This window comes from Trichocoleus sp. DQ-A3 (assembly GCF_039961975.1).
GTDB lineage: Bacteria > Cyanobacteriota > Cyanobacteriia > Cyanobacteriales > FACHB-T130 > FACHB-T130.
Window position 1 is genome coordinate 24938 of record NZ_JAMPKC010000024.1, and the last position, 13761, is coordinate 38698.

Annotated in this window: 11 protein-coding genes and 1 pseudogene; 7 read left to right on the forward strand and 5 right to left on the reverse strand. The window is 51.0% G+C overall.

The window, feature by feature from the left end; genetic code table 11:
- The first annotated feature begins 54 nt into the window (after positions 1-54).
- From NDI44_RS23450 to NDI44_RS23470, 5 genes and pseudogenes are all read left to right on the forward strand, one after another.
- A complete protein-coding gene (locus tag NDI44_RS23450; protein ID WP_190413819.1) occupies positions 55-1146 on the forward strand; it encodes an alpha/beta hydrolase in 1092 nt (363 codons plus the stop codon).
- A 23-nt stretch (positions 1147-1169) separates the two neighbouring features.
- Positions 1170-1964: an SDR family oxidoreductase gene (locus NDI44_RS23455; RefSeq protein WP_190413820.1), complete on the forward strand. Its 795-nt coding sequence runs from the start codon at positions 1170-1172 to the stop codon at positions 1962-1964.
- Complete coding sequence (locus NDI44_RS23460) at positions 1945-2271, forward strand: hypothetical protein (RefSeq protein WP_190413821.1); 327 nt, start codon at positions 1945-1947, stop codon at positions 2269-2271. Before NDI44_RS23455 ends, NDI44_RS23460 begins: the two co-directional genes overlap by 20 nt.
- Positions 2189-3250, forward strand: coding sequence for an NAD(P)-dependent alcohol dehydrogenase (locus NDI44_RS23465; RefSeq protein WP_190413822.1), 1062 nt, complete (start codon positions 2189-2191; stop codon positions 3248-3250). Before NDI44_RS23460 ends, NDI44_RS23465 begins: the two co-directional genes overlap by 83 nt.
- Before the next feature lie 293 nt (positions 3251-3543).
- Positions 3544-3795: pseudogene (locus tag NDI44_RS23470) on the forward strand (alpha/beta hydrolase); the annotation flags it as partial.
- A 345-nt stretch (positions 3796-4140) separates the two neighbouring features.
- Here NDI44_RS23470 and rsgA read toward each other — a convergent pair.
- From rsgA to grpE, 5 genes are all read right to left on the reverse strand, one after another.
- Entirely contained in the window at positions 4141-5313 is a 1173-nt protein-coding gene (rsgA, locus tag NDI44_RS23475; protein WP_190413823.1) for a small ribosomal subunit biogenesis GTPase RsgA, read from the reverse strand.
- On the reverse strand, positions 5310-5585 hold the full coding sequence (locus NDI44_RS23480; RefSeq protein ID WP_190413870.1) for a sulfurtransferase TusA family protein: 276 nt from the start codon (positions 5583-5585) through the stop codon (positions 5310-5312). Before NDI44_RS23480 ends, rsgA begins: the two co-directional genes overlap by 4 nt.
- Positions 5585-6709, reverse strand: a complete 1125-nt coding sequence (dnaJ, locus tag NDI44_RS23485) for a molecular chaperone DnaJ (protein WP_190413824.1) — start codon at positions 6707-6709, stop codon at positions 5585-5587. The genes NDI44_RS23480 and dnaJ overlap by 1 nt, the downstream gene beginning before the upstream one ends.
- Positions 6710-6810: 101 nt before the next feature.
- Positions 6811-8769, reverse strand: coding sequence for a molecular chaperone DnaK (dnaK, locus tag NDI44_RS23490; RefSeq protein ID WP_190413825.1), 1959 nt, complete (start codon positions 8767-8769; stop codon positions 6811-6813).
- A gap of 145 nt (positions 8770-8914) precedes the next feature.
- Positions 8915-9694, reverse strand: a complete 780-nt coding sequence (gene grpE / locus NDI44_RS23495) for a nucleotide exchange factor GrpE (protein ID WP_190413826.1) — start codon at positions 9692-9694, stop codon at positions 8915-8917.
- Positions 9695-10521: 827 nt separating this feature from the next.
- Here grpE and NDI44_RS23500 point away from each other — a divergent pair.
- Complete coding sequence (locus NDI44_RS23500; RefSeq protein WP_190413827.1) at positions 10522-12513, forward strand: GspE/PulE family protein; 1992 nt, start codon at positions 10522-10524, stop codon at positions 12511-12513.
- 107 nt (positions 12514-12620) lie between these two features.
- Positions 12621-13727 (forward strand): type IV pilus twitching motility protein PilT, encoded by a 1107-nt coding sequence (locus tag NDI44_RS23505; protein ID WP_190413828.1) that lies wholly within the window; start codon positions 12621-12623, stop codon positions 13725-13727.
- The last annotated feature ends 34 nt before the right edge of the window (positions 13728-13761 follow it).

Below are 13761 nucleotides of genomic sequence, written 5' to 3' on the forward strand. Positions count from 1 at the left end.
GACTATTGAGCCAAAGTGAACCCGCTAAATAAACCCACACATACGAACAAATCAATGAAACACCGCGTTCTAATACCAACCCTCTTGATGAGTGCAATCTGTGCAACGGCGGCATTTGCGCTCGACAAAACACACGTCTGGCGTAATAGCCCCCAAGCACTCGCGCAGCAGTCCCCTGTGGTCGAGGGGGCGGACAACTTCTATAGGAGCGACAAGGTGACGGTGCAGAAGGTTACATTCAAAAACCAATACAACATGCAGGTTGCTGGGACTCTCTTCATCCCCAAAGCCTTGAATCAGAACGCCAGGAATCCGGCAATCATTGTCGGGCACCCAATGGGCGCAGTCAAAGAACAGAGCGCAAATCTGTATGCCCAAAAGCTGGCTGAGCAGGGATTTGTCACCTTGTCCCTCGATTTGTCTTTCTGGGGCGAGAGTGAGGGGCAGCCTCGCAACGTTGTTTCACCGGATATTTATGCCGAGGATTTCAGTGCTGCGGTCGATTTTCTGGGCACTCGACCATTCGTTGACAGGGATCGGATTGGCGTTCTCGGGATTTGCGGCAGCGGGAGCTTCGTCATCAGCGCCGCCAAGCTCGACCCGCGCATGAAGGCTATTGCGACGGTCAGTATGTATGACATGGGTGCTGCCGCTCGCAACGGGCTTAAGCATTCTACGACCCTGGAACAAAGGAAGAAATGGATCGCAGAGGCGGCTGAGCAACGCTATGCGGAGTTCACGGGCGGCGAGACCAAATACACAAGCGGGACTGTGCATGAACTAAATGAGAACTCCAGCGCCATTGAGCGTGAGTTCTATGACTTCTACCGCACTCCCAGAGGCGAATACACCCCCAAAAGTTCGTCGCCGAAACTGACAACGCATCCGACACTTACCAGCAACGTCAAATTCATGAACTTTTACCCGTTCGATGACATTGAGACGATTTCGCCTCGTCCCATGCTGTTCATCACGGGTGACAATGCCCATTCTAAGGAGTTCAGCGAAGATGCCTATAAACGCGCAGCCGAGCCAAAGGATCTCTATATCGTTCCGAACGCGGGACACGTCGATTTGTACGACCGGGTGAACCTTATCCCGTGGGACAAGCTTGCGTCCTTTTTCAATCAGCACCTCAGTCGGTAAGCGAGAAACTGGCAGGAGAATATATGCTACTCAACTCGAATGGAAACTTCACAGATAAGGTGGCTTTTGTCACCGGAGCAGCGAACGGCATCGGTCGAGCGACAGCGCTGGCATTTGCCCGTGAGGGCATTAACGTGGTGGTCGCTGACATTTCAGAACAAGGCAATCAAGAAACAGTCCGCATAATTGAGGAACTCGACGGGCGGGCGGGAGCTTCGCTGCTGCCGAAGGCAATCGCCATCAGGTGCGACGTGACGCGAGCCGAGGACGTGAAGGCGGCTCTGGACAAGACCATTGAGATTTTCGGGCGACTGGACTTTGCCTTTAATAACGCTGGTGTGGAACAGAAGATAGCGGCGACTGCGGAACTGGATGAGGCAGATTGGGACCGCATCGTCAACATCAACCTGCGCGGCGTGTTCCTGTGCCTGAAGCACGAAATCCTGTTGATGCTTAAGCAAGGAAGCGGCGCGATCGTGAATACCTCTTCAGGTGCTGGAGTCAAAGGCTTCAAAGGTCAAGCGGCTTACGTGGCTGCAAAGCACGGCGTGGTCGGACTGACCAAGGCGGCGGCACTCGACTACGCCTCACAAAACATTCGCATCAACGCTGTGTGTCCCGGAATCATCGACACCCCGATGATGGATCGCTTCAGCGGCGGCACTCCCGAAGGACGAGAACGAGTGATCTCGCAGGAACCAATTGGCAGGATGGGCCAGCCCGAAGAGATCGCCAACGCTGTCATCTGGCTGTGTTCGGATGCGTCCTCCTTCGCTGTTGGGCACGCCCTGGTCGTCGATGGCGGTCAAACGGTTTAGTGATGTGCGTCGCCAACCAGATCGAACCCTAAACGCACGACAACAAAGCATTGTCGCCATCGTCTCCTTCACCGCCAACGGCGATGACTCATATCGCTACTCAGAAGGTACTCGACGGCAAGCCCTTAGACTGGATGGAAAAGGTCAGCGACGAACAATACCGGGACAGATTCAAGACCGAGTAGAAGTAAACCAGCTTATCTTCCAGATTGGAGCATCAATTTATGTACAACGCCAAAGCTTACTCCGCAGTCAGTGCAACATCACCGCTGGCCTCCGACACAATCGCACGGCGCGATCCTACTGAGCACGACGTTCAGATTGAAATTCTCTTCTGCGGCATCTGCCACTCCGACCTCCATTCAGTGCGGGACGAGTGGAGCGATTTCATGTCCACAACCTACCCGATCGTTCCCGGTCATGAGATCGTCGGACGGGTCACTCAAGTCGGTTCAGCAGTGACCAAGTTCAAGTCGGGCGATCTAGTAGGAGTTGGCTGCATGGTCGATTCGGATGGTCACTGTCCCAATTGCAAGGCTGGCTTTGAGCAGTTTTGCCAAAATGCGATCTTCACCTACAACTCTCCAGACAAGCACAAGACCGCTCCAGTTACCTATGGTGGCTATTCCAATAGCATTGTTGTCGATCAACGCTTCGTGCTGCGCGTTCCCCCAAACCTCGATCTAGCTGGAGTTGCACCGCTCCTGTGTGCAGGCATTACCACGTATTCGCCACTCCGTCATTGGGGAGTTACAGAGGGTAAGAAAGTAGGTGTGGTCGGTCTGGGCGGATTGGGGCACATGGGCGTGAAGCTTGCTCATGCAATGGGAGCGCACGTTGTTGTCTTTACCACGTCCCCCGACAAGAAAGAAGACGCGCTCCGCCTGGGTGCCGATGAAGTTGTTGTTTCCCGCAATGCTGACGAGATGCAAAAGCACGCTGGTAGCTTCGATTTTATCCTCGATACCGTCGCTGCCAAGCACGACATTAATGCTTATCTCAACCTGCTGGACCTCGACGGTAACATCACCCTGGTTGGTGCGCCTGAAAAGCCTCTAGATGTCGCGGCATTTAGTCTGATTATGAGTCGCCGCAGTCTTTCTGGCTCTATGATCGGCGGCATCGCCGAAACCCAAGAGATGCTCGACTTTTGCGGTGAACACAATATCACCGCCGATGTTGAAGTCATCCCCATCCAGAAGGTCAACGAAGCCTACGAGCGACTGCTCAAGTCCGATGTGAAATATCGCTTTGTAATTGATATGGCTTCTCTGAAATCTGAATAACCGAGGTGAAACTTCGCAGGAGTACCAATGCAAACGCGCTTACGAGCGCTTGGTGAACAAGGACGCGCGCTATCGCTTCGTCATCGACATAGCCCCGCTGAAGGCAGGCGCGTCGAACCGAAGCTAACCCGCTAGATAAACCCACACATACGAACAAATCAATGAAACACCGCGTTCTAATACCAACCCTCTTGATGAGTGCAATCGGCGCAACGGCGGCATTTGCACTCGACAAAACACACGTCTGGCGTAATAGCCCCCAAGCACCCGTGTAGCAGTCCCCTGTGGTCGAGGGGGCGGACAACTTCTATAGGAGCGACAAGGTGACGGTGCAGAAGGTTACATTCAAAAACCAATACAACATGCAGGTTGCTGGGACTCTCTTCATCCCCAAAGCCTTGAATCAGAACGCCAGGAATCCGGCAATCATAGTCGGGCACCCAATGGGCGCAGTCAAAGAACAGAGCGCAAATCTGTATGCCCAAAAGCTGGCTGAGCAGGGATTCGTCACCTTGTCCCTCGATTTGTCTTTCTGGGGCGAGAGCGGTCGTCGGATCGAGCGCCCGTTTGCGACCACCTTCCGTGGAAGCTCAACTCTGGAGAGCGACGTGACAACGAGTAAGCCTGACGAAATCCCCGAAGCGGTTCTTTGGCTTGATTCGGATGCGACTTCGTTTGTAATTGGACATGCGATGTCCGTCGATGGAGGATTTGTACGCTCCCAAACTGAGGAGGACGCTTCAGGGGCGAGACTGGCACTAATTTGACAACAGGATGCTTGTCTTTCGAGATCGTGACTTCTTCACCACGAAGTGCCACCTCAATTAATTTGGGCAGAGGTTGAGATGCCGCAGCGAGATCGATTTGCTGCATAAATCTAACCCTCTTTTTTATTCATCTTCCATCTTTTCTAAAAAATCCGTGTCTTGATACACTTGGTCAAGTGCCTGCTGTTGAGTCCGACGGGAAGGACGACGGTATTTTTTGGCTTCTAACCTGGGTTCGTATTGACTGTGCCCTTTACCCTTGGTTTTCATTTTCAGGGTGGCGTCGGGATCGGCTTGTTGGTTCAGATGAGTAGAAAGAGCGATCGCATCTTTCAGAAAATCTAGATAATGCTCGTAACGTTCCCAATCCCCTCGCACCGCACAATTCGGCTCATCCCGATGCAGGCAATCACTAAATTGACATCGGGCAACCGCTAAGCGCTGGCGTGCTTCTGGGAAATAATGCACTAACTCTTCCGGAGTCGCATCCAAGTCTGGTTGGTTGAATCCAGGGGTATCTGCAATGAATCCGCCTGTCGGTAATTCAAACAATTCAACGTGTCGCGTCGTATGACGCCCTCGGCTGAGTTTGCCGGAAACTTCTCCGACGCGCAGATTGACGCTGGGAATAAGATAGTTTACGATGCTCGATTTCCCGACGCCAGAAAGACCCGCAAAAATAGTAATTTTATGATTTAGTTGATGCTGGAATTCTTCTAGACCTCGACCTGTGTGGACGCTGATAAATATCGGTTGGTAGCCCCATCCTTGCAAGCGATCGCGCCATTGGTTGAGTTGGTCAGTTGTCACTAAATCGCTTTTATTTAAGCAAAGGCAGACTTCTAAGCCAGTAGACTCTCCTTTTACCAGAAAACGACTCAATTGATAGGCATCCAACGTAGGTTCTTCTAGGGCAAAAACGAGAAGAATTTGCTGAGCATTTGCCACTGGAGGACGATCTAGTTCGCTTGTGCGGGGTAAAACTTCGGCGATTGCTCCCCGTCCACCTGCCCAGTCAGCTTCCTCAATTAGAACGCGATCGCCTACCATCACCTTCTGACCTATTTTTTTCAGCCTTGCCCGACGAGTACACAGGAGAAAGGGAGTTATCGGCGGGGTGTCAGCTTCCAACTCCGGACTACTGAGGTCTAGTCGCACTTGATAGAAATTCGCCTGCACAGCCACCACCGTCCCAATTAACGGCGAAGATTCTTCCAACCGATCAACCGGATCTGGAAATTTCTCCTCCCTCTCCTCTCCTGTCGGCGGTAGCGACGGAGGTGGTACAGAACTCATAGGGAAGCTGGACGCCGCACCCTCAGGGCAAAAAAGCCTGTGCGGTCTTCAGACGCAATGAATCGCGTCTCTTCAATTGTGTAGCCCGCCATCGCTAAACTATCAGGAACCTGCTCAATTGGCTCACCCGGATCTAGCCACACTTCTAATAAGGTGCCGGGTGCCATTTGTTCCAGGCGGAGTTTAGTGCGAACGAAGTTAATCGGGCAAGGCGTCCCCCGCAAGTCCAGCTGAGCGTCCGGCACATCCGTTGCAGTCGCTGGATTGTCGATCACTTGAACAACCCTCCTAAAAATCCTTCTAAACCGCCTTTCCCAGTGCGATCGCCTTTGATTTTAGCCAGCTTCTCCAGCAGTTCCCGTTCTTCAGCCGTAATCCGATTGGGAATATCTATTCCTACATTAATCAGGTGATCTCCCCGGCTGACTGGGTTCCCTAGTTTGGGTACGCCATGATTTTCTAGCGTCAGCACCGTATTCGGTTGCGTTCCCGCCGGAATTGTTAACTCTACCGGCCCATCTACTGTATTCACTTCCAGACGGCATCCTAAGATCGCCTGCAAGTAGCTAATCTTAATCTCTGACAGGACGTTAATCCCATCCCGATGAAACTCTGCGTCTTCCTCAACAAACAAATAGACGTACAAATCTCCCGGAGGCCCACCGCGCAGACCAGCGTCTCCTTCTTTAGAAACGCGCAGCCGGGTTCCATTATCTACCCCTGGAGGGATTGTAATTTTAAGCTTTTTCGTCTCCTGTTTGCGACCGACGCCTCCGCAAGTTTCACACTTGTCCTCAATTACCTGCCCTTCACCGTTACAGGTGGGACAGACAGAGACTTGGGTAAAGCTACCAAAGGGAGTCCGTGTCGCACGACGCACTTGACCGGAACCACTGCAAGTCGGACAGGCTCGCGGTCGCGTTCCTGGCTTGGCACCTGCACCGCTACAGGTAGCACAGGTTTCTAGATGGGGAATCCGGATTTCTTTTTCGCCCCCAAAGACGGCTTCCCGAAATTCCAGCTTTAAATCTAACCGCAGGTCGTCGCCGCGAACGGGACCGCTACGTCTGCGAGCAGCCGTTTGACCCCCGGTACCCCCAAACCCACTGAAGAAGCTTTCAAAAATATCGGCAAAGTTACCAATATCGCCTAAGTCTGGGCCAGCTCCGACACCAGAAGCGACTCCGGCTTCTCCATAGCGATCGTAGCGAGTCCGGGTTTCTGGTTCCGAAAGGACTTCGTATGCTCGATTAATTTCTTTAAAGCGTTCTTCCGCCCCTGGCTCTTTATTGACATCCGGGTGATATTTCCGGGCCAGACGGCGATAGGCACGCTTAATTTCCTCTTTGTCTGAGTCACGGGAGACCCCGAGAATTTCATAGTAGTCGCGGGCCATAGAACGCTGCTTCTTTAGGGGTTAAGGGTTAGGAGAACGGAAAAATGAAAACTTTAGATATCCTTCAATTTTTCATTTTTCCTTTTTTATTTTTAATTGATTTAGTCAACTGGCTCGTAGTCAGCCTGAACGGTATTATCGTCATCAAATCTAAAGTCATCGTCATCGGGTGTGGAGTCAGGCGCTTCACGAAACTCTGGGGATATGCCACTTTCCAAGCTTTCGTAATCATCCGGTGTCTCGCGTCCGCTGGCTTGCTGGTACACGGCAGCACCAATCGCAAACAGTGTCTGCTGAAAATCGTCAATCTGTTGTTTGATCTCCTCAACACTAATTGAGGGGTTAGCCAGCGCCGATCGCACCGCTGTAGCCTTCTTATTTGCCTGCGTTTTGATATCCTCTGCAACTAGATCCCCGTTATCATTTAACGTCGATTCATAGCTGTAGAACAGGCTATCAGCCTGATTTTTCAGCTCCACTACTTGCATCCGACGCTGGTCTTCTTCGGCATAGGTTTCAGCTTCGTGCCGCATCCGTTCGACTTCGCTGGCACTCAAGCCGCCGGTATTGCTAATCCGGATACTCTGCTCTCTCCCAGTGCCTTTGTCTTGAGCCAATACTTTGAGAATTCCATCAACGCCAATTTCAAAGGACACTTCAATTTGAGGGATGCCTCTGGGAGCGGGGGGAATTCCTGCTAGGAGGAATTTGCCAAGACTTTTGTTATCTTTCGCCATCGCCCGCTCACCCTGTAAGACGTGAATTTCCACGCTGGTTTGTCCGTCGGTGGCGGTGGAAAAAACTTGGGATTTCGTCGTGGGAATTGTGGTGTTGCGCTCAATAATTTTTGTAAACACTTCTCCCAAGGTTTCAATGCCCAAGCTTAGGGGGGCAACATCCAATAGCAGCAGATCCTCGACTTCGCCGCTTAAGACGCCTCCTTGGATCGCTGCTCCCAGCGCCACTGCTTCATCCGGGTTGATCGACCGATCGGGTGCTTTGCCGCCAAAAAACTTCTTAATCGCATCTTGAACCGCAGGAATTCGAGTTGAACCTCCCACCAAGATGATCCGGTCAATCTCATTAGCTGTCAAACCGCTGTCTTTGATCGCCTGAGCTACAGGCTCAATGGTACCTTCCACCAAATGGTTGACGAGTTCTTCAAACTGGGCGCGGGAAAGTTCCATCTCTAAATGTTTTGGCCCGGTTTCATCGGCGGTGATGAATGGCAAATTGATGGAGGTGCTGCCCATGCTGGAAAGTTCGATTTTGGCTTTCTCTGCTGCCTCTCGCAACCGCTGGAGAGCCATTTTGTCGGTTCCCAGGTCGATGGAATCTTGCTGTTTGAAGTTTTCGATCATCCAGCGGACAATGCTGTTGTCAAAGTCATCTCCGCCTAGATGGTTGTTTCCAGAGGTAGCTTTGACTTCAAAAACGCCGTCACCCAATTGGAGTACGGAAACGTCGAAGGTACCGCCCCCTAAGTCAAACACCAGAATGCACTGCTCTTCATCTTGTTTATCCAAGCCGTAGGCAAGAGCAGCTGCCGTGGGTTCGTTGATAATCCGTAAAACTTCCAGTCCGGCAATGGTACCGGCATCTTTTGTTGCCTGCCTTTGGGCGTCTGTGAAGTAAGCAGGTACGGTGATGACTGCCTGGTCTACCTGTTCGCCAAGAAAGTTTTCTGCATCCTGCTTTAGCTTTTGCAGGATCATCGCTGAGATTTCTTGGGGGGTGTAGTTGCGTCCCCGAATTTGGACATCGACGGTATCATCGCGACCTTTGATACAGGTGTAGGGCACGCGCGATCGCTCTACTTCGGTGTCATCCCAGCGGCGACCGATAAAGCGTTTAATGCTGTATACCGTATTTTCGGCATTGGTGACAGCTTGCCGTTTCGCTAGCTGACCAACTAGGCGATCGCCGCCCTTGCCAAATCCCACGATACTTGGGGTCGTTCTCCCTCCTTCTGTGTTAGAGATGACGATGGGTTGACCCCCCTCTAAAACAGCCACGCAACTATTGGTCGTGCCCAAGTCGATGCCAATGACTTTTCCCATAGCTAGCTGTAGTAAAGGTTTACAGGATTTGTTAAGTAGCCGTCGAATTGCTTGTCCGAAATGGTTCGGACCCGGCACCAGATTTCCATCAATTTGATTGTAATTTCTGACGCCTTCAACCGTCGATGCAGTGCATCAAACTCCATTAACTTTCGCCAGAAAGCGGATGACCTTCCTCTGAGGTTACCACGGGCTCCATACCAGCAGCAACTTTGACTAGGGCGTGGCGCAAGACGCGATCGCCCAAGAAATAGCCGCGCACCAGCTGTTCGATCACGGCTCCTTCTGGATATTCATTCGTTGGTTCCCGCATCACGGCTTCGTGGAGATTGGGATCGAAATCTTGACCCTCCGGACGCATGGGAGATACTCCGATGCGCTTGAGAGCGTCTGCCAGCTGTTTGTAGACACTCTGGTAGCTTTTGTGGATGCTCCATTCTCCATCAGTTTGCGGCTTGATCTGCGATCGCGCCCGCTCAAAATTATCCACTACGGGCAGTAACTCAGTAATGGTGGTGCACTTGATCTGCACCTCCGAGTCTTCCTTCTCTTTGAGAGTCCGCTTACGGAAATTTTCAAAATCTGCGGCTATCCTCATGTACTGAGTTTTGAAAGAGTCACACTGTTGCGTGCGCTCTTCCACTTGCGCTTTTAAAGCCTCCACTTCCCGCGTCAATGCTTCTACAGCCGCTGCGTTGCTGGCTGCTTCTGCGTTACTTTCGTCTCCGCTGGCTCCGGAGGTTGCACTGGCATCTGATATCGCATCAGATGTTTGGCTTGTGCCATACACTGACGCCTCCCCTAATGGTTCTCCATTCAAGGTTCCCGTTTCAGATAATGGTTCATTCCCCATTTCCTGTGCCACCGCCTGGTTATCAACCATTGGAGGTGAAGTATTGTCTTGCTGATTTTCTTCCTCGTTCATTGGGCTATTATCCCAGCTAAGAGACTGCTCGCGCTCATTTTAATGGGTAGTCCTGTCGATGTCGCCACTACCACCTTCCCTTCTGTATCAGGTTGGTGTCTCACCACTCCCTGAGTTAGGGATGGAGGGAACCGGCGCATTGCCACAAAACTTTCCCCTTTCTAGAATCATAGTGTGCCCAGGCATCCTGCCAATACTCTTTAAAGCTTTTGGCTTGACTTTCTGACAAGGCTTGGGTGGGAAAACCGTATCAACACGCCAACCCTACATTGTGCCAAGCTATGCCATCTGCTGGCATTTGCACAGAATTTTCTTTATAGAAGCAATTGCCTACTTTCCGATTGTAACGTCATCTTCACGAATTTCAGGATAGCCATTGAGCGAGTGGGCGTGCCAGACATCAGAATCTAGACAGTAGACGATGTATGAATCGCAAAATAAATTAAGACAATCCTACGCCTAAGACTTGGTTAAGGCTATTATCGTGAATGTTCCCTACCACGTTCAGCTTTACAGGCTCCTTGTCATTAACCAAGTCGTGTCCGAGTCTTCCAAGGCTCCGGCAGGTCTTAAATCTTAAAACTTACAGCATCGTTGTACGGATATTACTGCTTGCGGCTAGTGAGGAGCAAATTGGCTTATCGCGTCAATTTTGCCTTTAAAATCGCCGCAACGGCTCAGCATAAGTGATGAAACGGTCTGGTGATACTGCGGGGGCGCAAGCCTAAGTCGCGATCTAGATCGTAAAAATTTAGTTTTGGGCTGACGATAGCAATTTTCCTTCATGGTTTTGGGAACAATTTGTAAAGAGGTATTCTCACGGATCTATGACTCAATCCTCACCACGAAATCGCGCCCTTGCTGTCCGCAATGAGTTTTCGCCCTTCGGCAACCAGCTGATTCAGGCAGGCTATGTTGACACCGACCAAATGCGGCAGGCTATGGTAGAAAGCCGCAAGTCTGGTAGACCCTTAACCGAGGTTCTAGAAACGATTACTGGGCGATCGCTTCCCCCAGATTTGCTACGTCAGTATAAAAAACAACAGCTTTTTGAACTCAAAATTCTTTACGGAGTTGAATCTCTAGATCCGGAAATCAGCCAAATTCCCACTTCTCAGATTGGGTCTTTGATTGAAACCCTGATTCCGATCGATATCTGTAGTCGCTATAAACTGGTACCTTTAACGAAAAATGACACCCAGCCCCCCTCGGTACTGGTGGCAATGGTCGATCCAGATAATTTAGCGGCTCAGGACGATCTCAACCGCATCTTACGACCCCAGGGCATCGCCTTGCAGCGAATGGTGATCACTCTGGAAGACTGTTTGAATCTAATTAACCAATACAAGGATGAGCAAACCAGGAAAGAGGAAGTAGCGCGAATCCAAAAGTCTGTGGATGTCTCAGACGTTCTGGATAATTTGAACGACTTAGGCGATGCACCTCCTGAAATTGAAGATGACCTGAATGTAGAGGATGCACAGGGCGCTCCCGTCATCAACTTGGTTAACAGAATCCTCCTCAAGGGTCTGCAAGAGCAGGTTTCAGACATTCACATTGAACCCCAAGAAGAATTCTTACGCATTCGCTTCCGGAAAGATGGGGTGCTACAACAAGCCTTCGAGCCGTTCCCGAAAAAAATCATCCCAGCCGTCACAGCTCGCTTCAAAATCATGGCTGAGCTAGACATTGCCGAGCGACGGATGCCCCAGGATGGTCGTATCCGGCGGGTGTTTGAAGGGCGTAAGGTTGACTTTCGGGTGAATACCTTACCCAGCCGCTACGGCGAAAAGGTGGTCTTGCGAATTCTCGATAACTCTTCCACCCAGCTAGGTTTGGATAAGTTAATTTCCGATTCAGAATCGCTAGAAATTGTCAGAGAAATGGCAAGCCGTCCCTTCGGCTTGATTTTAGTAACCGGGCCAACTGGGTCTGGTAAATCTACCACCTTGTACTCGGTTCTGGCAGAACGGAACGATCCGGGAATTAATATCAGTACCGCAGAAGACCCGATTGAGTATGCCTTGCCTGGGATTACTCAGGTACAGGTAATTCGAGAGAAGGGAATGGATTTTTCCTCGATCTTACGAGCCTTCATGCGCCAAGATCCGGATGTAATTCTGGTGGGTGAAACGCGGGACAAAGAAACGGCGAAAACCGCAATTGAAGCAGCACTAACCGGACACTTGGTGCTGACAACCCTGCACACCAACGATGCCGCCGGTGCGATCGCCCGCTTAGACGAAATGGGCATCGAGCCATTCATGGTATCGGGTTCCCTGATTGGGGTTCTAGCGCAACGCTTGATGCGGCGTGTTTGTAGCGAGTGTCGCCTTTCCTATTCACCCACTTCACAAGAACTCGGTCGATTTGGTTTATCAGCTTCTGGAGACGGGGATATTACCTTCTACAAAGCCAATACTTTACAACCCGATGAAGCGAAGGAAGCCAAAAGCAGAAATGCTCTGTGCCAAAAATGTAATGGCATTGGCTATAAGGGACGTGTGGGTGTTTATGAAGTTATGCGCGTGACCGAACGCTTGCAAAATTTAATCAGCCAAGGTGCCCCCACCGAGCGCATTAAAGAAGCAGCCGTGGAAGAAGGGATGAAGACATTGCTGGCCTACAGCTTAGACCTGGTACGCCAAGGTTATACCACTCTCGAAGAAGTAGAACGGGTGACATTTACAGATTCTGGTCTTGAGGCAGAACTCAAAGCCAAGCGTAAGAGCGGTCTAGAATGTGTCACTTGCACTGCTGAGTTAAAACCAGAGTGGCTAGATTGTCCTTACTGCATGACGCCTCGCTTTTCCGAATAAATTTCAATCGTCAATCGCTAATGGCGAATGGCAATCACCCAAGCTACGTCCTTAGTCACGGAAAATTAGCAACTGAGAAATCAAGAATCACCCCAGGAGACAGCCTCATGGAATTAATGATTGAAGACTTGATGGAGCAACTCATTGAAATGGGCGGCTCAGATATGCACATCCAGGCAGGAGCGCCGGTTTACTTCCGCATCAGTGGGAAACTCAATCCCATCGGTGACGAACCGCTTCCTCCCCAAGAGTGTCAGAAACTCATCTTCAGTATGCTGAACAACACGCAGCGTAAGGAATTAGAGCAAAACTGGGAACTTGACTGCTCTTATGGGGTTAAGGGATTGGCTCGCTTCCGCGTCAATGTGTACAAAGAGCGGGGCTACTATGCGGCGTGCTTAAGAGCGTTGTCTTCTAAAATTCCGAACTTCGATCAGTTGGGTTTACCAGATGTCGTGCGGGAATTGACTCACAGACCGAGAGGAATGGTGTTGGTGACGGGGCAAACGGGTTCTGGGAAAACCACCACCCTGGCTGCGATGCTCGACTTGATCAACCGGACGCGGGCAGAACACATTCTAACGGTGGAAGACCCGATTGAATATGTTTACCCGAACATCAAGAGCTTGTTTCACCAGCGTCAAAAAGGCGAAGATACTAAGAGCTTTGCGAATGCGCTGAGAGCCGCGCTCCGGGAAGACCCGGATATTATCCTGGTAGGGGAAATGCGCGACCTAGAAACCATTGGTCTGGCGGTGTCAGCGGCTGAAACAGGTCACTTGGTGTTCGGTACCCTGCACACCAGCTCAGCAGCAGGTACTATCGACCGGATCTTGGACGTATTTCCTCCAGAGCAACAGCCCCAAATCCGCGCTCAGTTGTCTGGTTCGTTATTGGCAGTCTTCAGCCAATGCTTAGTGCCCAAACATAATCCGAAACCCGGTGAATATGGTCGGGTAATGGCGCAGGAAATCATGCTGGTAACGCCAGCGATCGCTAACTTGATTCGAGAAGGAAAATCTGCTCAAATTTACTCTGCTATCCAGACTGGAGCAAAATTGGGAATGCAGACGATGGAACAGGCTCTAGCTGGCTATGTCAAAGCTGGTGCCATCTCCTTTGAGGCGGCAATGGGCAAATCATCTAAGCCTGAAGAATTACAGCGTATCCTGGGGACATCGCCCGCGACGGGGGCAAAAGCTGGCGCTCGGTAGGTTCGAGGCGGTGTAAAACCTATTGCACTAAGCT